Origin of the sequence: Acetatifactor aquisgranensis (assembly GCF_943193215.1) — a bacterium.
GTDB lineage: Bacteria > Bacillota > Clostridia > Lachnospirales > Lachnospiraceae > Acetatifactor > Acetatifactor aquisgranensis.
The window spans coordinates 1-22,034 of the sequence record NZ_CALPDH010000004.1 but is presented as its reverse complement, the minus strand read 5'-3'; the positions used below and the strand labels follow the sequence as shown (position 1 = coordinate 22,034).

Genomic DNA, 22,034 nt, shown 5'->3' with positions numbered 1-22,034 from the left:
TAAAAAATAGAGTAGAGGTGGATAAAAATGCTCTATATAGCGATATGCGAAGATGAGGCTTCTCAGCTTGCAGCCATAAGGGATAAGGTGCAGATATACTTAAAAGAAAATAATATTTTAGCGGAGCTGGAAGCATATGGCCGTAGCGACTTGTTAAAATACGATCTTCAGGAGGGAAAGTATTTTGACATCATATTGAGCGATATTGAGATGCCCGATACAGACGGCATGAAACTTGCGAAAGAAATAAGGGGCTGTCTGCCGGATGCCATTCTGATTTTTGTGACTGCCTACTTAAAATATGCAATCGATGCATATGAACTGGAAGTGTTCAGGTACATTCCCAAAAGCTGTCTGGATGAAAAGCTGCCGGGCGCTTTGGAGATCGCTATAAAAAGGGTACAGTCCCAGGCGGATAAGAGTTATCTGATACAGACTGCGGCAAGGATTGAGAAGATTCTGCTGAAGCAGATTGTGTATATCCAGAAAGACGGCAAAAACGCCATGATCATCTGTACGGACAGCAGTGTGAAAAGCGTGAGAAAGAGCCTTTCTGATGTACATAAAGAACTTAATTCAAAGGATTTCGTTTTCGTGGAACGGGGCAGCATCGTGAATATCGCTCAGATTAAAAGCATTCAGAAAGAAGAGGTTTTGCTGAGCAATGGGGTGCGCATTCATGCCAGCCGCCCCAGGCTGGAAGAACTAAAAGTACGGATGGCAATATATTGGAGCGAGCACATATGATATTCTTATCTGAGTTCATTGAATGGATCGCCTGTCTGACAGAAGTCGGGCTTTTTTACTGGCTGGCAGGCAAAACTTTCAGGGAGGAGCGGAAAAACGTAAGGATATACTGGGACTACATCTTATCCGTCATCCTGGCTGTTGTGATATTGGGACTAAACAATATCGTCCTTTATTCCTCATTCACGCTCTTTTTCTGGATGCTTTTTGGCAGTGTGTCAGCAATGGCGCTTTATCGCGTCAGCTACATAAAGCTTTTGTCACTTACAGTGCTTTATACCTTGTGTTTCTGCTCCACAGATATGCTGGCATCAAATCTGTATTTGTCTGTCGGAAACCACTTCAATATAAACGGCGATACGATCATGACATTCTCCTTACAGAGAATAGGACTGGTGGTTTGGGCAAAGTCCGTAATGATTGTTTTTGTGGTTTCTTTGAGAAAACTGATCATTCCGCTTATCCGGAGTGAGCATGAAAAGAGGGTATTGCTGATATCCCTGATTGCGTTTCTGCTCTTTTTATATTACAGGAAACCGGCGCAGAGCAGTTTTTCTGTGGAGATATCCATTATATTCGGGCTGTTGGTGCTCCTCTGCAGTCTGGGAATATATGTGGGTTACAAATATCTGGAAAGCCAGAACGAGAAAATGCAGAGCAGGATAGCGAAGATACAGAACGAATTATTGCAGGAAAACTATCAGGCTGTAAGTCATTTATATGAGAGCAACGCAAGGCTGTACCATGACCTGAATAATCATTTAGATATCCTGTATCAGCTGCTTGTCTCAAAACGTCTGGACGAGGCAAAAGAGTATATCAGCCAGATCGGCGAACCCATGAAAGAAATGGTCCAAAAAAGATTTACGGGAAATGATATTATTGATGTAATCATCAGCTGCAAAAAGCAAAAGGCAGAGCAGCTGGGAATGAAAACAGATATCGATGCGGAATTCCCGGTAAATACAGGCATACAGCCCAGTGATGTATGTACGGTTTTGGGGAATCTGCTGGACAATGCAATAGAGGGAAGCAGAAATACGGACAATGCAGTAATCTGTCTGAAAATACACTGTGTGCATCAGTTCATCTTGATCCAGGTTTCCAATACGACTTCCCGACAGCCCCAAATCGACCCCAAAACCGGCAGATGGATTACCGACAAGGCTGACCGGACAAGGCATGGATGGGGGATGCAGAGCGTAAAAAGCATTGTGGAAAAGTATAACGGAACAATGCAGTATAACTTCAGCGGAACAGAATTAAGAATAACAGCAATACTGTTCTTCTGATGCATACTACATAACGCCAGAATCGAATGAGAGGAGCCGCCTTGTCCGGGCGGCTTTTTTGTTCGCGGACATAAAACGAAAGGTTCACGGACAAGACGGGCAAATCTGTGCCGCATTATTATATAATCTTCAAGAAAAATAAAATAAAAAAGGAGATTTCAGTATTATGAAAGTAAGGAAAAACATGATTGCTATTATGCTCCTGGCGTGTGTGGGATGTATGGGATGCGCAAAGGAACAGCCAAAAACCGATGCCGGGAATGAGAGCAAATCGGAGGATACCCGGAATACCGAGAACGGAACAGAACCAGGAAATACAGGAAGCGCTGCAGGCAAACAGGATTTTCCGGAAAAATTTCAGGAGACTGTAAATGGAGTCACTTTCGATACGGTGATTCAGATATCAGAAGAGGCAGAACTTGGGAATCTGCATCAAGTAACGGCAACGCTCCAACAGCCGGATATCGGAAAAGCAAAAGCAATCTTCTCCGAAGGGAAGACTGTCACGGAGGAGAAGAATGAAACCGGCTCAGGCGAGGATGGGATTGAATATCCCAGCTATACTGCCAACTATGAGGATGGCGCCTTTTTGCGTGCGAGTACGGTTCTGGTCTACAGTACCCCGGTATTCGAGAAAGTATATGGGGCCTTCCGTCTGGATAATGATTACAATGCAGACAAGTATTCAAAAGATGCCGTAATGGAAATAGGGGATCCCCGGACGATATTTGATACTGTCCTCAAAAACATCAATGGGGCAGGATATCAGCTGGAAGAGACTGCCTATGACTATTATGCATTGGATCATGAGACCATGGAAAAGGAATACAGGGCATTTGATAAGTCAGGCCAGGAATTAGGCGCGGATACTCTTTCATGGGGAGCGGAAAATGACTGCTATTTCTTTACGGCAGTTCAGCAGCATGAAGGGCTTCCTGTATACTTTGGGAGCCAGGACTTTCCGGAAGACGGGGAAAGCAACAGGCCGATTCAGGTGTTATATTCTGCGGATGGGATAGAAAGGCTGGAAGTTTCACGGCTGTATTCCTTTTCCGAACCGGGAGAGACTGTAAGCTTATTGGATTTTGGCACAATCGCTGAAACCGTATCGAAAAAATACGGGGATGTCATAGGGGCCTCATATACAGCCAAGCGGGCAGAACTGTACAAAATGCCGGTAAAACAGACAGACAGCACTTATGACATAAAGATTGTATGGCTGTTTGAAGTCACGGAATCAGGGGTGGACAGCGATACCGGCAAAGAATATGAATATACGCAGTACATGTTTGTCGATGCGGCAGATGGTACGGAGGTGTTTTTTTAGTGAAGAAGCGGAAGAGATATTTCCAGACAGAAATCAGCCGCCTGTTCCATAAAAAGGAGCTATACTTTTCTGTTATGGGAATCGTATTGATTCTATTTTTATCGGCAAATGACGGAATGGGAAATATGGGCGGCTCCGTTTTGTCATCTGTGTTGCTGTCATCTTACGATGCGGGGTTTCTGGTCGCTTTTTCCCTGGCGTCAATTCCATATGCGGCTGCGTTTACGGATGATCTGGAATATAACTACGCAAAGTATCTGGTGGTTCGCGGGAGCCTGGGAAAGTACGTTTTTTCCAAAATGCTCGTCATTTTCATTTCTTCCATGCTGACAATGGGAATCGGCATAACCTGTTTTTCCATGCTGTGTTCCCTGGGGCTGCCGTGGGTGGATGAGGGTATGGCGGAATACATATCGATGTTTGGAGGATACCGTTCTTTTTTAGACCATGGGCAGTATTTGCTGTGGTTTTGGTTCTATGGGATGCAGTGGGGGATTTTTGCGGGGATCCTCTCAATGGCGGCAGCGTTTTTTTCACTTTTCTGGCCGAATAAACTGCTGGTATTTTCCGTACCTGTTTTGCTTTACCAGATATTGATCGAATTCGGCGCAGACAGCTTTCGGAAAATAGCAGCGCTTGACCCGCGCGTGGTCTTTGACGCAAGGCATAATATTTGGAACAGCGATTGGAAAATGCTCGCATGGGCGTTTCTGCTGGGGGCAGCGGCATGGCTGCTCCTTGGCTTTGCAGGCATGTTGCAGTCAAAAAGGAGGATATGAGCATGACGGGGTATTTTCGGTCTTTCCATCAGATGTTTACAGAAAGGGTGTTCAGCTCCAGGACTTATGTAGTGGCAGTTTTGCAGGGTTTTATGCTGCATCTGTATATGAGGCCCGTGGCGGCGTTTTCAAGAGATATGGGATACGCGGCTGCACCGTGGGCATTCCCATTTATCCTGTCAAATATTTTCTATCTGCTATTATTTATGATCGGGATAATTTACTGTTTTTCAGATGTCCCATTTATGCAGTATAAAAATATGTATCAGGTCATCCGTACCGGCAGGCGCAGATGGGCGGCATGCCAGGTCAGCGCGATCCTTGCGCAGTCGTTTTTGATAATGGCTGCAAATGTATTTTTCAGCATGGTCTTATTAAGCGGGTCATGTGAGCTTACCCTGGATTGGGGGAAACTGTATCATACACTGGCATTGACAGGCAGTCCGGAAGAATACCGGTTTCTGTTTGCCTTTTCCTATGAAACCATGCAGATGTTTTCGCCGTTGGAACTGATTGCTTTGACGGTTATCACCGGTACTTTGGGAATCGGTTTTATTGGCCTTTTTATGTTTGCTGTCAGCATCTATATCAACAGGAGTGTAGCGGTTACGGCGGCATTTGTCATGGTACTCATGATCTACCTGGTCGAGAATATCCATCCGCTGTTAAGAGAGAAGATGGCGATGTTTGTCCCGGTAAACTGGATGAGGGTAACACAAATCGGCGTGAAATTACATGACAGTTTTATCCAGCCGCCGGTTCTTTATATGCTGATGGTGTTGGCGGCCGGGATTGCAGTATGTGCTGTCCTGATATTGATAAAGATAAAGAAGATGGAATTTCAATGGTACAAAGAAGAGTAGGGAGGTGCCTGAGTGGAACAGTTTGTGATTGAGGTGAAAAATGTAAGCAAGTCATTTAAGGGTATTCCTGTACTGAATGACATAAATATCACCTGCAGAAGCGGAAAGATATATGGAATCATTGGCTATAACGGCTCCGGAAAAACCGTTTTGTTCAAATGTATCTGCGGTTTTCTTCATGTGGATTCAGGGGAAATATCCGTAAATGGAAGAGTGATGGGAAAGGAGATGGATATGCTTGAACATGCGGGAATCATCATTGAAGAGCCCGGCTATATCCGCAATCTGTCAGGATACCGTAATCTGGAATATCTATACCGCATCACCCATAAAAAAGATCCGGCGGTGATTCATTCCATCATGCTGAAAGTCGGGCTTGACCCGCAGTCCAGGAAAAAAGTGTGCCATTATTCGCTGGGAATGCGCCAGCGGCTGGCGATCGCCCAGGCCACAATGGAAGACCAGGCGATTCTGATTTTAGATGAACCGATGAATGGCCTCGACAGGGAAGGGGTTGCGGAAATGAGAAAATTTTTCTTAGAGCAAAAAGAGAGGGGCAAATTGATACTTTTGGCCAGCCATAATAAAGATGACATCGAACTGCTTTGTGATGAAGTATATGAGATGAATCATGGTATCTTGGCGATGTATTCTGGTTTTCCGGCTCCTCCACACATAAAAGCGCATGTTGTGTCGGATCATGCAAAAGCACAAGGTATGTGAACATTTTTATGGTACCATCTGACACATACTTTGAAGAAAAAGGATTCTTAAATGTGCCATCCTGAAAACGAAGCACAATGTAACCGTCCTGGGTCTCCTGGGCCTCCACGTATTCCACTCCAGGTACTCTTTGTTTCATCTTTTCTATGATATCACTAAAAACATCAGGATGATTGTCATAAAGAAATTTCGTTACTGAGGACAGATTATCTCCGCTCTTCGTCAGATGTTCACTATACTCGATTTCCTGGCGGTCTCTTGCCGCATCTATCCTGAAATCGGACACATACCAGTCTTCAATTAATTTTCTGAATGTGGCCACTGCCTCGAATTCCTTAAACTGCCCTAACCCCTTGATGGCCAGAATATCTGGAGAATCAAGTTTTTGCCGTTCCCTTGTGGCCAGGCTTACATCTTCGTAGCTGCTTAGTTTTCCTTTGGCCGCAATACCCTCACCCATTGGGAAATCCAATACTTTCCAGGGGGATCCTTTCTGTCCCCTTCTCAGGCGCAGGGTTTCTTTTTTCACAACAGCTCTGCCCGTTTCGTCTAAGCCGATAGAAATCTCGTATGTAATCAACGGTTCACCATCAGCCGGACGAAATTGAACGGCAAATTCAATATCTCCTGTCTGTTCCCGGGATACTACTTCCTTATATCCACCTCTTTTCATTAGGGCAGTTCTTACATTACTGTTTAAGCAATCATGAAGAAATCCGAATATATCAAAAAAGGTGCTCTTGCCTGTTCCGTTTTTGCCTAAAAATACAGCCAGATTAGGAATATCTCTGATTTCAACATTTCGAAACACCTTATAATTGCGTATTTTCAGTGATTCGATTTTCATATCCTGTCTCCTCCTAAATTATTTCCTGTAAAACGCAGTCATATCAGCAATGGGTATGATATCCATTTCCTTTGCTTCATTGTACCATAAATTTATGAGTAAATACAACCCGCTAAACCCTCGAATCTGCTGAAAAGTTCAGGATTCAAGATTGTGTCAGATGGTGCAAAACGCTGTCAATTAGTAACAAATTAGAAACACACCGTTACACCTTTTCGGTGTAGGCATCAAACGCAAGGCAGACATACCCTGCACCCGATTTCAGCTTGCCCCAAAGACCAACAGCACCATTCTTGTTCACCTTCCCGGTCTTTTCTTCCACGATGGTGAAAGTCCCCTTTCCAGCGTACCCAACAGACTGTGCATCAATGGTTGCATCCGTCCTGATGTTCAGGTCAGCAACCTTCACCCGGATGGTATAGGGTTCAAAGGCTGCGGGTGCGGTTGCCTGTGCGTTCCCCTGAATGATGCAGTAGTCAGGGTTTTCAAGGTAAATCCAACCAACACCACTTTTCAACTTGCCCCAACCGTTCCTGACTTCAACGATTGTGAACACGCCTTTCCCGGTCTGTCCCTTGATGTTATCACCCATTTCAGGATTTGCCCTATAATTCAGGTCATCCACAATGACCTGAACCGTAAAAGGACAAGACGGGAAACCTATGCTGTTTCCAGTGGTACAGTCAACCGCAGCATCCACATCATACTGGGTCAGATTCCACTTTTCAATGATGTTGCAGATATTCCCAACATAGTCAGGTGCGGTTGCATAACCGCCATCTTTGATGATTTGCACCGCTTTCCTGTAATCGGTGCAGCCCTGCAAACCGTCATAGCGTTTCTTGCTGCCATTCATAGCACCAAGCAGATATGCAGAATGGTCAGCAATGGACTGTTCCACATTCTGATACTTCCTGAACTCTGCGGTAACAGTCACATACTGACCATTGACATATTCCTGTGTATTCTTGGCGTATTTGCTTGCACCGTCCCACGCTGAACCGCCCCATGTGTTCCCGGACAGGCTGCACTTCATACCAAAGCAGTTGTTGGCGTTCTGTGCCAGTTCAGACTTGCCATAGGCAGATTCCAAAATGAACTGTGCAAGGGAAACCGATGCAAGAACGCCGTTTTCCCTTTGGTCGGCAGTGAACAATGCACCAACCTTTGCAATGATGTCAGCTTCACCCATGCCTTTCAGGGCGGTTGCCTGAAATCCTGATGCAACAGGTTCAGCGGATGCCCCAAGGATTGCATTGACCTTTGCAGCAATGTCCCCATGTCTGCTATACAGGTATTCACCCGGACAAGCCTTTGCAGCAAACCACCTATGAACTGTCATGTTCTGCTTGTCAACCTGACCAATCAAGGATTTATCAGCTTTCCACTTCAATTCCTTGATTCCGTTACGCTTGCAAATGTCAGCAACCAACTGAACCAGTGCATTGTATGCAACATCCGTCACCGCATAAGGGTCTGTTGTATCACTTGCGACTTCGATTGTCACCGCCCTGTTGTCATTGTCAGCGTTGGAACTGCACCAACTTCTGTCAGCTTCATCCACCGAAAGACCGATTGAACCATCCTTCCCCACAACATAGTTTGCCGAACATTTCCTGTCCGTTGTGGCAAAATAGTCACATCCCTGTTTTGCAGTCCACTGACCAACAATGCAGTGAATTGTGATGGTGTCAATCACATGGTTTCTTGGACTGGTCTTGTTGCCGGATATGTTGGTATAGGTCACTAAACTGGAATTACTCATTTTTATCTTCACCTTCACTTCCTGTCTTTTTCTGCAAAATGTCAACCGCCTTGATAATTACTGCCGGGAGTGGTACGCCCATCAGACCCGCATTTTCCACAAGGGAAATTGTTTCATTGGCAATAAATGCAATGATTACTGCATCCCGGATGTAACTTGTGCCGATGACCAAATCAAGGCGGTGTGCCACCAGTACAAAGAACAGGGTCATGACCTTTCTGCATAACCCTTTCCATCCTGCTTTGCTTTCAAGTGCCCCGGTGTCCGTCTTGGTGCTTGTGTGGAACACGCCCGCCACAACCAAGCCTGAAACATAGTCAAGACTCATGAAAATCAGAAGGGTTGCAAGTCCTGCATCCCACCCGCCAAGTAAAGTTGCCACTGCTGAACCAACAGCACCCATTCCTACACAAATTTTCTGCTTCATTCTGTTTACCTTCCTTCTGTGTTGTTTTGGATAGAAAAAACACGCCACATGACTTCATATAACGGTCATATAGCGTGTTTTTTCAGTTGCGTGAACATTTCCCTGTCTACTCTGCCAGTTCCGGGCAATCAAGGTCAATCAGGATTCCCTTGACCTGTTCCCTGATTTTTTCCGGCACATCTGCAAAGGACTTCTTGCCCTTCACAATCAGCGTTGCATAGATTACTGCCATTTCCTTCACATCCTTTCTGAATAGAATTTTTATGATAAGCTGATGCAGCATCAGTCATCACCTTCCGCAAGTTCCGGGAAACCTTTTTCTGACAAGACCGCTTTCACATCGTCCACCAGTTTTTCAGGAACTTCGCTAATGGTCTTTTTTCCCTTAATAATCAGGTTTGCATATACTTCTGCCATTTTCATTCACCCCTTCCTTAACCTAACATTTCATACACATCACACAACGCCAACTGGGTACTTGTGATTTCAGCTTCTAAGGATGCGTTCTTTTCGTCAATCGACTGAATGTATTCATCCTTGGTGTACTGGGTCAGGTCATATTCATAACCTTCAAACCCCGGCTGTTCATCCGTCCCCGGTTCAGATACCGGGCTGATGTTTTCCGCAACCCAAACCGAAAAGTCATCAATAACCTTTGGTTCAGGCTGCTGAACACTTCTTACTTTCTGATACTGTTTCATTCTTCTTTTTACCGCCTTTCTTTTTGATGTGGTCTTTATAATATCTATCAGCATATGGCTGAATAGGTACAATATATTTTTCAGCTAATCGGTAACTGTCACAATGTTTCAGCCAACCTTTGTATGAATTGATTGAACACCATTCTGAATAGTTCATTTCATTCCCGCTTTCAACCTTCTTCCTGATTGCGGTCATCTTCCGTTCAAATTCCCGGCAAGTGGATTTTCTAAGCAGTGTATAATTCAGAAAAACCCTGTAACCGACAAAATCAATTCCCCGGACAAAGGAAGGGAATATTTGATAGTTGCCTTTCACCCTTAATTTCAAATTTATCCTGAAATACTCGTTTATCTCCTACAATAACTGGTGCAGTTCCCCTTTGGTCTTTGCAAAAATACAAATGTCATCCATGTAACGGTAATAATGCTTTATGTGCTTTACCTCTTTTATCCAGTGGTCAAACTCTGTCAGGAAGAAATTACCGTCATACTGTGAAAAGTAGTTCCCTATTGGGATGCCGACACCTTCAATGAACTTTTTCCCATTCGTTTCAATGATGTTGACTTTCTTCCCAAAGGATTCATAAAATGCAATGTTTTCTTCTGTTGCCGGACAAGTGCTGATGCTGTCAATGATTTCATCTATCAGTTCAAGCAGTTCAGGGTCTTTGTATTTCCGTCTGAACTTCTGTTTCAGCGTTTCATGGTCAATGGAAGGGTAAAATTTCTTGCAGTCTATTTTCAGGCAGTAGGTCATTTCTTCCGGCACTGTGTCCACTGCTTTCCTTAACTTTTTGAACGCTGCATGAATCCCTTTGTTCGGTATTGCTGAATAGGTGTCATCCGTGAAGTACGCCAATAACTGCGGTTCAATGACCTGCAACACCGCCCACTGTGCAATCCTGTCAGGAAAGAATGGAAGTTTGTATATTTCCCTTTCCTTCTTCCCGTCTTTCTTGGTGAACATGGCATATTCAGAAGTTTTGTATAAATGGTTTTCCAGTTTCCATTGTAACGCTGCTAAGTAGTAATATGGTCTTTTCTCAATCAGCTTTACTTCTGCATACCATCCTTTTCCCTTCTTGGCGTTTTGAAATGCAAGGTAAAGGTTATCCATTGAACATATTTTTTCATAAAGATACCCATAGCGTTTCACAAGTTTTCCTTCTTTGTATGCACTAAACCGAACTTTCAATCCGCACTGGGTACGGTCTACTAATACGGTCAGATAAATTTTGGTGTTTTGCCAAGTGGCACGGTAATCAGGTTTCAGTACATTGTGATTTATAAGAACACCCGCCATATTTCAGGCGGGTGTTTTTAGTGCATTTACTAACTGCCTGCTGATATTCCGATTACGATTAGAAGAAGCATTATTCAGATTCCAATAGAAAGCACTGGTATTCAAGCCATTATTCCAATTAGCACCTAATTTAGTGACTTGGTTTTATGCTTTTCTGTTTTGGCTGAAATCGTCATCTGTATAGCATCCTGATTACCTAAAAAGTTGTTGTTTACTGGTTACGCTGCTTTCTTACTCGGTACATACACCAACCGCCCGCCGACAGACCGACCACGATGAGAAGAAGCACCATCCAGACTCCAACAGAGAGCACCGGCATACCAGCCACCATCCCAACCAGCACCCAATAAAGCGACTCTCCAACCTGTGTTTCCATTCCAATGATAGTCACCAACAGGAAGGGCGGTGTTGCCAAGCAGTTCACCCGGTATGAACAACCAATCATATTTTTCTGAATAGCAGAAAGCCGACACATAACCGTTCCCGAACACTGCAATGATTCCTGCATCTTCATATGCCCCTGAACCAGTGTCATCAGTAAAGGCATGGTCTGCGATGTAGATTGTCCCTTCATGGGTTGTGGCATCCATATTTTCATTCAGACCATCAACCCAAGTCCAAATGTTGCCCCAAAAGTTTTCCTCACCCCGGTATGTAACGAACTGAATACCGTTGGCATTTGAAGCTGTCCCGGATGCGTTGCCAAGGTTCACCGTCACGCCAGTAGGTTCAGCCATGTTTGAACTACCGTCATCCGTCTTGTGGGTTGCACCGTCACCAATGCAGGACTGCATATTGAAACTTGCGTATTCAATCAGCATAAGCATCTGTGAAGCACAAACAGTTGCAGCATAGGACTGTTCCCAACCTGAACCACGCTTTTCTGCCAGTTTCCTGACATTTGCCCTTGTTGCGTTTTGGGTCAAGCCTGACATCGGCTTTGCGTTTGCGATGCTGCAAAGGATGTCATTGGCAAAGTCAGCAACCTGTGAATCATCCAAGATATACGCCCCGGCACTGCTGTCATACAGTGACCCCTCAAAGGCTGCAAGGTAAATCTTTTCATTTTCCCTGCCATTCTCGATGAAAGCCGGATGCAGCTTGAACCCTGCCTTTGGCGTGTCAGATACATAATACCTGACCTTCCTTGTGATACCGCCTTTACGCTTCTTTTCAATCTTCAAGGGAACAACCTTGTAATAGAACTTCGGCTGTTCAACCATGACCTGAACAATAGTCCCGGCTGTGAACTGCAAGTTGGGGTCAGGGGTTGTTGTCCCTGCCGGGTTGCGGTCTATTGCCTGTGTCAGTTTCCCGGTTGTGGAAAACCCTGCTTCACCATAATAGGCTGCAACCCTTCCATCATTCGTCAAGTTGCAGCGTTTACGCCCACCGAAACAAAGGATGTTGTCAACCCCTTCCCCCGGTGTCCTGTTTGCAGCCCCGGCAAGGCGGGTGAACTTCTTATTGTCAAAATCCACTTCCACGCCATAAATATCCCCGTCAGTGTAACCAACAAAGGCTTTCAGGTCTGCAATCTCTGCTTCTAATGCCTGAATGTCACCGATGGTTGCATATGCCCCCGGATTGACTTCCAAGGACACGCTTTCAGCATTGCCTACTGTGGTATACACCTGAATGTATGCTGCCGACACGGTAACACCATTATATGGGGGCATATAGCAGTTATTTGTGGTTTCAATACACGCTGCATAGAGTATTTCCCCCTTGTCCGGGTCAACCGCATATAATCCCAGTGTTCGCATATAGTACCCGGTTGTGATATCAGCATTGGAAAATGCTGCTTCAACCTTGATTGCGACATTGTTTGTGCGGGACACCTTCGAAACAAGGGTTGTCTGTTTGATGTCGCTGATTGCGGTCAAGTCCTGTAACTGATTTTCCTGATACTGGGTACTGGAAGAACACATTTTTGTGAAATCAATGTTCCCTGACCCGGCAATCATCTTTGCCATAAGTGCCTGACCGTCATTAGTGATGACCAATCTTGAATATTGTGCCATTTCTTTCCATTCCTTTCTAAGTTGTTTTTATTTCAATGAAATCCACATGGACAATCCCGGATGCAGCATTTGCATCACCGCCTATCCTGACAACTTCACTAAAATCCTGTGAAACAGTCACCATTGCGGTTTCTGTGACATTACCACCAAGGTTGCATTTCCCTGAATGGCAACGGTTTCCCGGCTGTCATTCGTGATGGTCAGCAAATCGGTTTGAACAATCCCACCGCCAAACGCTGCTTCACCGTCAATTCCGAACACTTCCCTGAAATCATTGGTAATGGCAAAGCTGTTTATAAAGCAGATACCGCCACCAAAAAGAACAGCACCCTTTATATTGCAAGGGATGCTGTTCTTTGAATCTACAACAATATTTTCAGGAATCATTGTGTTGATGATAAATTCCAGTTCTTCCACCTGTCCATACAGTTCAAGGTCAGTTTCCAGTGTCAGGGTGTACCCAACAGTGAAATTGTGGTTCAGCGTGAAATCCGTGTCACCACACAAGACCGTCAGCTTTTGGAGCAAGACCCGCAAGGTATAGGGAAGTTTGTTGAACCACTTGCTTTGAACCCTTGAACGCCTACTTTCAAGGGTGTCATCATCAGTCGGATGGATTCCAAGCAGCTTTTCAAACCTTGATATACCGTATTCATCAGCAGTTGAAATGAAGCGGTTTTTCAGCACCTTGTCCGTTGCTTTCCAAACAATCTGAAATTCAGGGTTTTCCGCTTCAAGGGCTGCAACGGGTTCTTTGTAGGTCTGCATGAATGGCGGTAGATATGAAACAAGGTCAACTTCCCTAATCATGCAGAAACACCCCCTAACACTGGAATCTGATACTTGGTCAAGGTCAGGTTGTTGACTGAACCGTTGATTTTCGTATTGGTCACATCAAGTACCCCATTCACCCCAAGAATCCTTGTTTCAATCTGACTGACCCTGACCACAATATTTGAATTGTCAGCCCATTCCTTCCTTAACTCCAACAGGTAGGAATCAATCGCTTCTCTTATCAGTGTGTTGGTGTTCGTCCAATTATAACCTTCATTGAAGGTCACGCTTGTTGTTATAAATGCCTGAACCGGGTCAGCACTTTTCACGTTGACCACATGACCGATTGGGGCAAGCCCTGCACCTTCCCCTGCATTTTCCACGGGGTCAAGTTCGGTCTGAATCTTGTTCAGCAATACATCCGTTGCTTCTCCAAAATCCAAGGAATTTACAACCGTTATCAGTACAGTACCGCCAACCGTCAATTTCTTCTCATATGAAGCCATATAAACAGCAGAAAGCCATGCTGCAACCTCTGCATCCAACCCGCCAACCACTGAATTGAACCATGCGGTGACTTTTGCACTGGGTATCATTTCGGCGGGGCGTATGTCCCCATTCCATACCCTTGTGACCTTCAAATCACCCACACCGTCAATCTTCCTGACCGTTTCAAGGTACGCTGCCCGGTTTCCGGCAAAGGACTGTTCATTGAAGCTGTCAAAATACCGCTGCCGGAACACTTCTGTATCTTCGTCATCCTCACCCGGTATCAGTATCTTTGTAAGCTGTGCAGTCTGCAACCCATCAATGTAGTCCATCGGTATCATATCACCAAGGTACTGGTTGCCAATCACTCCGGCTGTTTCACACTGGACTTCATACTGTCCCGGCTGAATCTGCTTCAACACCACATAGTTAATATCACCGATGTTGAAACGCTTGCCAGTGACATCAATATTTGCCGGGGTGAACTCACCCTGTAAGACTGCCTTTGATGCAGTATCAGGTGAAAGCCCCCGGTCTTTTGCAAGCATTATCAGAAATTCCCTTGCAGCGGTGTCACCGTATGAATTTTTTATCAGGTATTCCAGTTCAATGTACAGTATTTGAAGTTCAATGGCTGTTGAACTGTGCGTGTCATAGATGACTGAACTGGGTCTTTTGTCCAGTTTGTCAGATACCCGGTTCAGCATCCGTTCAAGGATGACTTCATAGGTTTCATTCTCATACATTTAGATATTCACCCCCTTATCCGCTTTTATTTCACCGTATATGGTGTTTACCGTGAATATGGCATGAACCACGCCTTTCACTTCAAGGTCAAATTCAAAATCAGTAACGCTGTTGATTCTTGTATCAATCAGCAGGGCTTCTGTGATTCTGCGTTCCAGTTCCGGGCACACATAGGTGACTGGTTCACCGTACAGGTCAATGGTTTCAATCCCATACCACCAAGGATAAATGATATACTGATACCGTTCAGTGTTCAGAATCCTGAATATGGCTTGCTTCATCGCTTCTTGTTCATCGACAAACCCCCGGACAGAATCACCGTTCAAATCCATTTTGTGAGTCAGGCTTGGTTGTTCCTCAATTTCAAAATCCTGTGCTAAGAATCCGACTGTTGATGGTATCATGACCCAATCCTGTCCAGTACAATGAATTTCTGCCCTCCCTGCTGCCTTATCAGGATGACTTCATCACCGACAACCAAGCCATTGTGAACGGTGACTTCTATCTTTCCGACAGCGTGAACGTGTGAAGGGGAAACGGGGGCTGTCCCTGAATCCTCTGTTGAACCCGTGTAGTAATAATTCTTGATGTTTCCCGCACTGATGGATGTCTTGAAGTTCGTCACATTCCTTGAAAGAATCAACTGCTTCTCACCAAGCTCCATCTTCTGTTCAACATTGATTTTCAGGGGTGCAGCACTCACCACTTCCCCAAAGTACACATTGACGGGCTTTTTCGCTTCCATAGCTTCTACTGCTGCCCTTTTCAGTGTTTCAACAAGTTCATTTGCATCAGCCAACAAAATCACCCCCTCTAAGTGTCAAATCCATCCAATGCTCACCTTCCTTGTAGGTATGCTTGCATTTTTCCACAAGCATCCAGTTTTTCAGTTTTATGTCCCCAAGGTCAAGGTTGATTACCACCATTGAACCCGCCCTGACCCTGTTGTCACCAAGGGCGTTCGTGATTTTCAGGTTGCGGGTCTTTTTGTTGTACAGTTTCAACAGTGCATCCGCTTTTGCCTGTCCGTTCTCGCCCTTCTGTAACGTGTCAAAGTATTGCAGGATTCCCCACTTGTTGATGTTGGATGAATCCTGTGCAATGTAAACTTCCCTGTAACCAGTATCTTCATTGTCATAGGTCAGTTTGATTTTGTTATATGTTGAATCATCTATTGATGAAGTATAGTCAAAGTTTTCACCTGTTTCTTCGTCAATCATCAGGTATGCCCCCGGAACACCCACATACATTGATGACAGGCTTTTCAGGGTCAGTTTCCCAAAATCGTCAAATAAGACATACATTTCCCCGGTGTTGGTCAGGGTCAGGTCAAGGGCGTTTGCAATCATTTCAAAAAGGGAAGTGTTTTCTTCAACCCTTGATTCAATCACGAACCCCGTATCTTCCAGTGTCCCGACATTCAGTGAAAAGTCATCCGCTATCATTTTAACGAACTGTGCAGCGGTCTTTCCTTCATACACCTTGGTATCTTTGTTTTTCAGATACCGCAACTGGTCATAGGCGGTGACTGTGATTATTTGGTCTTTTGAACGGTTCTGCTTGAACACGAAACCAAAGAATACATTGTCACCGTCAACCTTCATCCTGACCGGGCTGCCTTCTGAAAAATCCAGTATGTCATCCTTCAGGACTTTGAAAACCAGTTTGCCGGGGGTGTTCTTCCGCTCTGTTGACCAGTCAATCCCTTCCTGAACTGCGGGCTGATACACCTTTGTTCCTTCCTCATTTCCAATCAGCAGTTCAACATTCACCTGAACACACCCCTTTCTTTTATGCTGCCGGGATGGTCAACACCTGTCCCGGATATATCAGGTTAGGGTTGCCACCGATGACACCCCTGTTTGCATCATATATGACCGTGTATTTTGAACCGTTGCCATAGAACTTCTTGGCAATGTTCCAAAGGCAGTCACCTTTTACAACGGTATAGGTCTGTGAAGCAGCCGGGGCGGGTGAATTGTTCGTTTCCCGCTGCGGTTCAGCACTTGCTTTTGGCTTGGATGCTGCAATCTGAATGTTTATTGTCTTAGTGCCATAATCACGCCACTGTTTCAGACTGAACTTCACTTTGAAGTCAAAACCATTCTTGGCATCCTCTGTGATTTTGTAATCTTCCAGTGACACCTTTATGTTCGTGTTCAGCAGCTTCTTCCCTGCGGGGGTTCTCCTGCACACAATGAACTGGAACGGTTTCTTGATTGTTTTCAGTTCCTCAAAAATATCAAAGAAATACCCCGCCCCTTTGAAGCCTGACTTGTAGACTGCATAGGGCTGTTTTACTTGGGGTATTTCCGCTTCAAATTCGATGTCCGTCAACTTCGCTTTTTTCAGGATGTTGATTTCACCTTCATTGATAAGTGTTACCGTCTTGTTGCTGTTGTTTATTTTTATCTGAATCTTTTCAGGGGTGACGGGCAACAGGCAGTTCTTCAAATATACATCATATCCGCTTTTTGCCATTTACTCATGCACCCCTTCCGTCATGTTGTCAACCGCTTCATTCACGGAATCAGTCAGTTTTGTCATAAACCCGTCAATATCGTCACCGCTGTTGACCGTGTTCTGCATCCCTGACATATCAACCTTGATTTCCGCTGTTGTGTACCTGTTGATTGCTTCTTGCTCTGCAATGTCCCGCATATACTTCAATTCTTCCTGCGTGATGTCCATTGCATCCTTGATTGCACCAGTGTCCCCGGCAATGCTGCCGATGTTGTCACCCATACCTGAACTTGCTATTGCATCGCTGAACCCTGATGTGTAGTCATCTACATTTGGTATGTCCGTACTGCCAAACAGGTCTGACAGGCTGAAATTGCTGACTGCATCCGCAACACCGTCACCCCAAGCAGCACCCGCATTGAACGCATCAGAAGCCCAACCATCCTGAAACGCATCAAACGTGTTGAACCCGTCATTGAACGCATCGGAAATTGACTTGTAATCTTCCTTGTTCCCGGCTGCTTCTGCTGCCTTGGCTGCATAGTCATCTGCTGCCGATGTGATGCCGGAATAATCAAATTCGACAAAAGGCAGCTTGTTCAGGGCTTCACAAATCCCGGCTATGACTGACAGTGCAGTTGAAAGAAGGTTGTAAAACCATGACTGCACTGAACATATTGCATTGTGGAAAGCGGTCATCATGTTACTTGCCAAGGCTGCTATTGCGTTACCAATACCCAGTGCAATGTTCGCCACGGTCAAGCCCAAATTCTTGAAAAATTGAATGACCACATTGACCCCGCCAGTAATGACACCGAACCCTGAATTTGCGATACCTGTCAGTTTTGCAATCGCATTACATACTGCAAAAATAATTGCAATCAGTGCGATAATAAGCATGATTATCCACACTATAGGACAGGCATACATTGCACCGTTCAACCCCATTTGTGCGGTTGTTTGTGCCCAAGTAGCACCAGTTGCTATCATTGTAGCTGCTGCAACCAATCCTTTCCCAACTGCCATCACTGCACTTGCTGCTGCGGTTGCCAACTCAATACCCTTTACAATCCCAAGATAGGCTGCATATGTCATCAATGCACCGATAACCCCATAAATAATAGGGCTGATGATTGACCAGTTATCAGCTATGAAACCGCCTACTGTTGCAACCAAATCAAAAATGTTCAATAGGATATTTGCAAGGGTTGCCATTGCTTCAATCGCACCATTCACGAAAGTCTGAAACGCTTGACTGTTTGCAATGTCGTTCAGCCTTTGAAGTACAGGCTGAAATGCAATCAGGGCTGTATTCTGCATCGACTGCCAAATCTGCCCCCAAGTCATAGGCATCTGTTCAAACTTTGCATTGATTTCATCGGCACTTGCAAAGATTGCAGCCTTTACAACATCCGCTGAAAGTTCCCCTTCTGATGCCATTTCACGAATCTGACCAATAGGAACATCCAAATAGTCAGCAATGGACTGAATCAGGTTCGGGGCTTGTTCAAAGATACTGTTCAGTTCATCCCCCCGCAACACTCCTGAACCAAGTGCCTGTGACAACTGCAACATAGCATTGGATGCTTCTTGTGTGCTTGCCCCGGCAATAGTCATCTGCTTTTGAACCAAGTCAGCAAAGGCAACAACTTCTTCCGAACTGCTAAACGCATCCTTTGCATTGTTTCCGAACCGGGCAACCACATCTGCCATTTCAGAAAATGAACCACGGGCATCCTGTGCTGCTGCATAGACCATGTTCACAAGTTCCTGTGTACTCTGAACACCATCGTTCATCATGTTCAGGCGGGAAATGGTCTGCATAAGTTCATCAGATATGTTCAGGGCGTTCCCGATACTCTGAATACTGACATATGCTAAGACAGCGTTCTTTATCGTGTCGGTCAGTTCGCTTGCCTGATGTGTCCCTTCCTCAATCTCCCGATTGAACCGCCCCTGTTCGTCAACATTGTCCCTGATGTACCGTTCTGTTCCGCTGACCAACTGGGATAAACGCAAGTAAGCATCATTTGCAGCGGAAACATCCATGTTCTGCATCGCTTCATTCAGTTCATTTTGTTCCTGAACCATCCTGTTCAACTGTGCCCGCAACTGTTCCAACTCTGCATTTGCGGTGTCTGTGCCAAGGTTCACGGGGTTGTTTTCAATCTGCTGAATCCGTTCCCGCATATGGTCAACCCTGACCGCCAACCTGTTCAAATCCTGAAATGATTCAGGCGGGAACAGGTTTGTGTTGTATGCCTGTCTTGCAATAGCATCCTGTGTACTGCTCAACTGCTCCAACATACTGTTTGCACTCTGCACTTCCTGCCGGAAACGGTCAACACCCGTACTTGTGAACACTTCCAAACCGTCAGTTTCCCAGTGGACAGGGACTTCAACGGGTTCAGGGGGTGCGTTTGGCTGAATCGGCAAGGGTACAGGGTCAGGGTTTTCAACAAGCGGGTCAGGGGGTATTGGGTCAAGCGGTACAGGGATAGGTTCACCGCTTTCATCCACAACCGGGGGTGCAGCATCAGGTGCAGCCTGATTGTTCAGTGCTGCGTTCATTGCTTCACTCATTTCATTGATTGCAGCGGTTGCACGGTTTATTTCTTCCCTTGCCCCTTCGATGCTGCTTGTGTCAATATCGGCGTTCATGCTCTCCTGCATATCGTACATAGCAGACACCGCAAGGTTCACTGAATTGATGATGTTGCTCAATATCCCGCTAAACTGGTCATTCAGTTCAATCCCGGTCTGAATACCTGACATCCTTATCACCCGCCTTTCTAATGTTTCTTTGCTTTGCTTTCCGCTTTCTTCTTTTCCTTCTTGTCATTCTCCACCTTGATTTTGATTGCAGCTATGACAAAGGCTTTTTCCTGTTCTTCCATTTCAAGGAATACAGAAGGTAAAATATGCAGCTTGTGAAGGGCATAGTAAGCATAGTTCGCTTCACCATCCCCTTCCTCAATTAGTTTTTTGCTTCTTCCACCTTGTCATCAAGACTTTTGCTGAACCCCTGATATTTCTGCATCCAAACCGTGAAGTCCTGATATTCCCCGGCATTGTCAACCAGTGCATAAAGCAAATCTTCCGGGGTCATGACCCCATAGGAATCCTGCAATTCCTTATCATACAGGTCAGGGTACACAGTAGATGCAACAATCATCTTTGCAAGGTATTCAGCGGTTTTCACCTTCGGTCTGTAAAGGTTGGGTTTCCCCTTGACCTGAACTTCGATGGTGCAGGAATCCCGCAAGGCTTCATTCTCCTTGGATGTCAGCGGTCTGAACTCCCAGTTCAGCGGTTCACCGTTTTCATCCTGCAAGGTTGCAGTGGGTGCGTATTTCTCATTGGGTTTTGCGATTTTGTTCGCTTTCATGAATCGGCTAAATTTTGACATTTTTATCTGTCCCCTTTCTGTTTATCACTGAATTGAAAAAACCCCTCATATGGGCTTTATATGAAGCCACACAAGGGGTTTTCCGTTGCTTAGTTGGTCAGGAACCCGTCAAGGTTCGCAAAGGATTCAGGCATGGAGAAATCTTCAAAGGTGAAGTCCATTTCTTCATCCAAATAATCAGCATCGGCATCAAACTTTGCCAAGATACCGCCGTCAATGTTGCAGTCAATCAGAATCATGGTCTGTCTGCCTACCCTGCTTGTGGGGTCTTCATTGGTAATCTGAATCTCAAAGTAGGTGTCCTCACCAGTGTTCTTGTAGTCCAACATCATCTGCCGGAATATGGAAGTGTTGTAATGGAAGGTTGCTGAACCCGTCCCCTTCCAACCCGCTGCCTTGTTGCCCCTTCCGGGCTTGCCAAGAATCGGGACTTCCGTCTTGACCTTTTCAAACTTCGCTTCAAGGTCAATCGCCTGCATGAAGTTGTATCGGCGTGACCCGATTGTAACAAAGCACTCTGCCAAGGCTGCGGAAATCGTGTCTTTTGCGTGCATGGTCACATTGTTTCCCATCATTTTTCACCCCCCTTCTTATCGCACTGTTACGGTCATATACAGTTTATCCATAGCGTTCACCACGGTAACAGCATTTCCCACAACAACGGATTTCTTCGTGTTGCCCTGCGATACCGTCACATCCTTGTCAGTGAAATCCTCAATAGCCCGGATTTCCTGCAACTGCTGATGATACTTGACAATATCAGACCATAGTGAAATCCGTCCTGACGCATCATTCGGCACGACACCAAGGTACTTTGTATTGAACAGCACCGCTATATCATTGCCGATTTGGTCAATGACCCTGATGGTCTGGTTGTCCTTGAAAACATCCCCGCAAGTGTCCGTTGTCGTGACCATGCTGTTAATATCTTCAAGTACCCGGATGTCAGCATTGACCCGGTGCAGCACAAATTCACCGTCCTTTATCGCCTGTTTCAGTTCAGACTGTTTATAGTCGGTGTCAACCGTGAAAGACCCGTCATATTTCTTGTTCTGACAGGACTTGTTGACCTCACAACCACATTCAGCACCAGTCACCCAGTACACAAGGCTTGCTTCACTGACACCTTCATCAATGACCTTGTTCTTCACGCTGATGACACCCATGAAGTCAGCGGATGTTGCCCGGTAAAGCACCAACTGGAACTTGACACCCATTTCTTCCCGCAACCGCCTGTTGAAAGCAGTGTACAGTTTCTTTGTGGTTTCATCCGTCACTGTCGGACGGCGAATTGAGGGAGACGCAAATGACGAATTATTTTTCCAACCTTTATCCAATTGACTGCGCAGTGCTG

Annotated in this window: 23 protein-coding genes and 1 pseudogene; 6 read left to right on the top strand and 18 right to left on the bottom strand. The window is 45.3% G+C overall.

Annotated features, from left to right (window positions below; all coding sequences use genetic code 11):
• The first annotated feature begins 27 nt into the window (after positions 1-27).
• From NFS35_RS04500 to NFS35_RS30030, 6 genes and pseudogenes are all read left to right on the top strand, one after another.
• Complete coding sequence (locus NFS35_RS04500; protein ID WP_251205954.1) at positions 28-747, top strand: LytR/AlgR family response regulator transcription factor; 720 nt, start codon at positions 28-30, stop codon at positions 745-747.
• A complete protein-coding gene (locus tag NFS35_RS04495) occupies positions 744-2,039 on the top strand; it encodes a sensor histidine kinase (RefSeq protein WP_251205953.1) in 1,296 nt (431 codons plus the stop codon). Before NFS35_RS04500 ends, NFS35_RS04495 begins: the two co-directional genes overlap by 4 nt.
• A gap of 166 nt (positions 2,040-2,205) precedes the next feature.
• Entirely contained in the window at positions 2,206-3,366 is a 1,161-nt protein-coding gene (locus NFS35_RS04490; RefSeq protein WP_251205952.1) for a hypothetical protein, read from the top strand.
• A complete protein-coding gene (locus NFS35_RS04485; protein WP_251205951.1) occupies positions 3,366-4,145 on the top strand; it encodes a hypothetical protein in 780 nt (259 codons plus the stop codon). Before NFS35_RS04490 ends, NFS35_RS04485 begins: the two co-directional genes overlap by 1 nt.
• 2 nt (positions 4,146-4,147) lie before the next feature.
• Positions 4,148-5,008 (top strand): hypothetical protein, encoded by an 861-nt coding sequence (locus NFS35_RS04480; RefSeq protein WP_251205950.1) that lies wholly within the window; start codon positions 4,148-4,150, stop codon positions 5,006-5,008.
• Between the two features lie 12 nt (positions 5,009-5,020).
• A pseudogene (locus NFS35_RS30030) lies at positions 5,021-5,443 on the top strand (ATP-binding cassette domain-containing protein); the annotation flags it as partial.
• On the opposite strand, the gene NFS35_RS04470 reads toward NFS35_RS30030, so the two are convergent.
• From NFS35_RS04470 to NFS35_RS04385, 18 genes are all read right to left on the bottom strand, one after another.
• A complete protein-coding gene (locus NFS35_RS04470; RefSeq protein WP_330640016.1) occupies positions 5,367-6,578 on the bottom strand; it encodes an AAA family ATPase in 1,212 nt (403 codons plus the stop codon). The pseudogene NFS35_RS30030 and the gene NFS35_RS04470 overlap by 77 nt on opposite strands.
• 205 nt (positions 6,579-6,783) lie before the next feature.
• Positions 6,784-8,343, bottom strand: coding sequence for a glucosaminidase domain-containing protein (locus NFS35_RS04465; RefSeq protein ID WP_251205949.1), 1,560 nt, complete (start codon positions 8,341-8,343; stop codon positions 6,784-6,786).
• Positions 8,336-8,770: a phage holin family protein gene (locus NFS35_RS04460; protein WP_251205948.1), complete on the bottom strand. Its 435-nt coding sequence runs from the start codon at positions 8,768-8,770 to the stop codon at positions 8,336-8,338. Before NFS35_RS04460 ends, NFS35_RS04465 begins: the two co-directional genes overlap by 8 nt.
• 106 nt (positions 8,771-8,876) lie before the next feature.
• Entirely contained in the window at positions 8,877-9,002 is a 126-nt protein-coding gene (locus tag NFS35_RS04455) for a CD1375 family protein (protein WP_330640015.1), read from the bottom strand.
• A gap of 50 nt (positions 9,003-9,052) precedes the next feature.
• Positions 9,053-9,193: a CD1375 family protein gene (locus tag NFS35_RS04450; RefSeq protein ID WP_251205946.1), complete on the bottom strand. Its 141-nt coding sequence runs from the start codon at positions 9,191-9,193 to the stop codon at positions 9,053-9,055.
• Between the two features lie 11 nt (positions 9,194-9,204).
• Positions 9,205-9,471, bottom strand: coding sequence for a hypothetical protein (locus NFS35_RS04445; RefSeq protein WP_251205945.1), 267 nt, complete (start codon positions 9,469-9,471; stop codon positions 9,205-9,207).
• Positions 9,472-9,826: 355 nt separating this feature from the next.
• The gene (locus tag NFS35_RS04440; protein ID WP_251205944.1) at positions 9,827-10,774 is read right to left on the bottom strand and encodes an RNA-directed DNA polymerase; all 948 of its coding nucleotides are present in this window, start codon (positions 10,772-10,774) and stop codon (positions 9,827-9,829) included.
• Positions 10,775-10,992: 218 nt separating this feature from the next.
• Entirely contained in the window at positions 10,993-12,798 is a 1,806-nt protein-coding gene (locus NFS35_RS04435) for a phage tail protein (RefSeq protein WP_251205943.1), read from the bottom strand.
• Between the two features lie 117 nt (positions 12,799-12,915).
• On the bottom strand, positions 12,916-13,608 hold the full coding sequence (locus NFS35_RS04430; protein ID WP_251205942.1) for a putative phage tail protein: 693 nt from the start codon (positions 13,606-13,608) through the stop codon (positions 12,916-12,918).
• Positions 13,605-14,807, bottom strand: a complete 1,203-nt coding sequence (locus NFS35_RS04425) for a baseplate J/gp47 family protein (protein ID WP_251205941.1) — start codon at positions 14,805-14,807, stop codon at positions 13,605-13,607. Before NFS35_RS04425 ends, NFS35_RS04430 begins: the two co-directional genes overlap by 4 nt.
• Positions 14,808-15,212 carry a DUF2634 domain-containing protein gene (locus tag NFS35_RS04420; protein ID WP_251205940.1) on the bottom strand — a complete coding sequence of 135 codons (405 nt, stop codon included), beginning with the start codon at positions 15,210-15,212 and terminating at the stop codon, positions 14,808-14,810. It lies immediately after the preceding gene.
• Positions 15,209-15,616, bottom strand: coding sequence for a DUF2577 domain-containing protein (locus NFS35_RS04415; RefSeq protein WP_251205939.1), 408 nt, complete (start codon positions 15,614-15,616; stop codon positions 15,209-15,211). The genes NFS35_RS04420 and NFS35_RS04415 overlap by 4 nt, the downstream gene beginning before the upstream one ends.
• Positions 15,600-16,580 carry an XkdQ/YqbQ family protein gene (locus NFS35_RS04410; RefSeq protein WP_251205938.1) on the bottom strand — a complete coding sequence of 327 codons (981 nt, stop codon included), beginning with the start codon at positions 16,578-16,580 and terminating at the stop codon, positions 15,600-15,602. Before NFS35_RS04410 ends, NFS35_RS04415 begins: the two co-directional genes overlap by 17 nt.
• 19 nt (positions 16,581-16,599) lie before the next feature.
• Positions 16,600-17,289 (bottom strand): LysM peptidoglycan-binding domain-containing protein, encoded by a 690-nt coding sequence (locus tag NFS35_RS04405; protein ID WP_251205937.1) that lies wholly within the window; start codon positions 17,287-17,289, stop codon positions 16,600-16,602.
• Entirely contained in the window at positions 17,290-20,046 is a 2,757-nt protein-coding gene (locus tag NFS35_RS04400; protein WP_251205936.1) for a tape measure protein, read from the bottom strand.
• A 202-nt stretch (positions 20,047-20,248) separates the two neighbouring features.
• Positions 20,249-20,680, bottom strand: a complete 432-nt coding sequence (locus NFS35_RS04395; protein WP_251205935.1) for a phage tail assembly chaperone — start codon at positions 20,678-20,680, stop codon at positions 20,249-20,251.
• An 89-nt stretch (positions 20,681-20,769) separates the two neighbouring features.
• On the bottom strand, positions 20,770-21,252 hold the full coding sequence (locus tag NFS35_RS04390) for a phage tail tube protein (protein WP_251206153.1): 483 nt from the start codon (positions 21,250-21,252) through the stop codon (positions 20,770-20,772).
• Between the two features lie 18 nt (positions 21,253-21,270).
• A complete protein-coding gene (locus NFS35_RS04385; protein ID WP_330640033.1) occupies positions 21,271-21,957 on the bottom strand; it encodes a phage tail sheath C-terminal domain-containing protein in 687 nt (228 codons plus the stop codon).
• Positions 21,958-22,034: the final 77 nt, after the last annotated feature.

Coding starts and splice junctions, on each gene's coding strand:
- NFS35_RS04500 (WP_251205954.1), top strand. CDS start 28: ATGCTCTATATAGCGATATGCGAAGATGAGGCTTCTCAGCTTGCAGCC.
- NFS35_RS04495 (WP_251205953.1), top strand. CDS start 744: ATGATATTCTTATCTGAGTTCATTGAATGGATCGCCTGTCTGACAGAA.
- NFS35_RS04490 (WP_251205952.1), top strand. CDS start 2,206: ATGAAAGTAAGGAAAAACATGATTGCTATTATGCTCCTGGCGTGTGTG.
- NFS35_RS04480 (WP_251205950.1), top strand. CDS start 4,148: ATGACGGGGTATTTTCGGTCTTTCCATCAGATGTTTACAGAAAGGGTG.
- NFS35_RS04470 (WP_330640016.1), bottom strand. CDS start 6,578: ATGAAAATCGAATCACTGAAAATACGCAATTATAAGGTGTTTCGAAAT.
- NFS35_RS04465 (WP_251205949.1), bottom strand. CDS start 8,343: ATGAGTAATTCCAGTTTAGTGACCTATACCAACATATCCGGCAACAAG.
- NFS35_RS04460 (WP_251205948.1), bottom strand. CDS start 8,770: ATGAAGCAGAAAATTTGTGTAGGAATGGGTGCTGTTGGTTCAGCAGTG.
- NFS35_RS04455 (WP_330640015.1), bottom strand. CDS start 9,002: ATGGCAGTAATCTATGCAACGCTGATTGTGAAGGGCAAGAAGTCCTTT.
- NFS35_RS04450 (WP_251205946.1), bottom strand. CDS start 9,193: ATGAAAATGGCAGAAGTATATGCAAACCTGATTATTAAGGGAAAAAAG.
- NFS35_RS04445 (WP_251205945.1), bottom strand. CDS start 9,471: ATGAAACAGTATCAGAAAGTAAGAAGTGTTCAGCAGCCTGAACCAAAG.
- NFS35_RS04440 (WP_251205944.1), bottom strand. CDS start 10,774: ATGGCGGGTGTTCTTATAAATCACAATGTACTGAAACCTGATTACCGT.
- NFS35_RS04435 (WP_251205943.1), bottom strand. CDS start 12,798: ATGGCACAATATTCAAGATTGGTCATCACTAATGACGGTCAGGCACTT.
- NFS35_RS04430 (WP_251205942.1), bottom strand. CDS start 13,608: ATGATTAGGGAAGTTGACCTTGTTTCATATCTACCGCCATTCATGCAG.
- NFS35_RS04425 (WP_251205941.1), bottom strand. CDS start 14,807: ATGTATGAGAATGAAACCTATGAAGTCATCCTTGAACGGATGCTGAAC.
- NFS35_RS04420 (WP_251205940.1), bottom strand. CDS start 15,212: ATGATACCATCAACAGTCGGATTCTTAGCACAGGATTTTGAAATTGAG.
- NFS35_RS04405 (WP_251205937.1), bottom strand. CDS start 17,289: ATGGCAAAAAGCGGATATGATGTATATTTGAAGAACTGCCTGTTGCCC.
- NFS35_RS04400 (WP_251205936.1), bottom strand. CDS start 20,046: ATGTCAGGTATTCAGACCGGGATTGAACTGAATGACCAGTTTAGCGGG.
- NFS35_RS04395 (WP_251205935.1), bottom strand. CDS start 20,680: ATGTCAAAATTTAGCCGATTCATGAAAGCGAACAAAATCGCAAAACCC.
- NFS35_RS04390 (WP_251206153.1), bottom strand. CDS start 21,252: ATGGGAAACAATGTGACCATGCACGCAAAAGACACGATTTCCGCAGCC.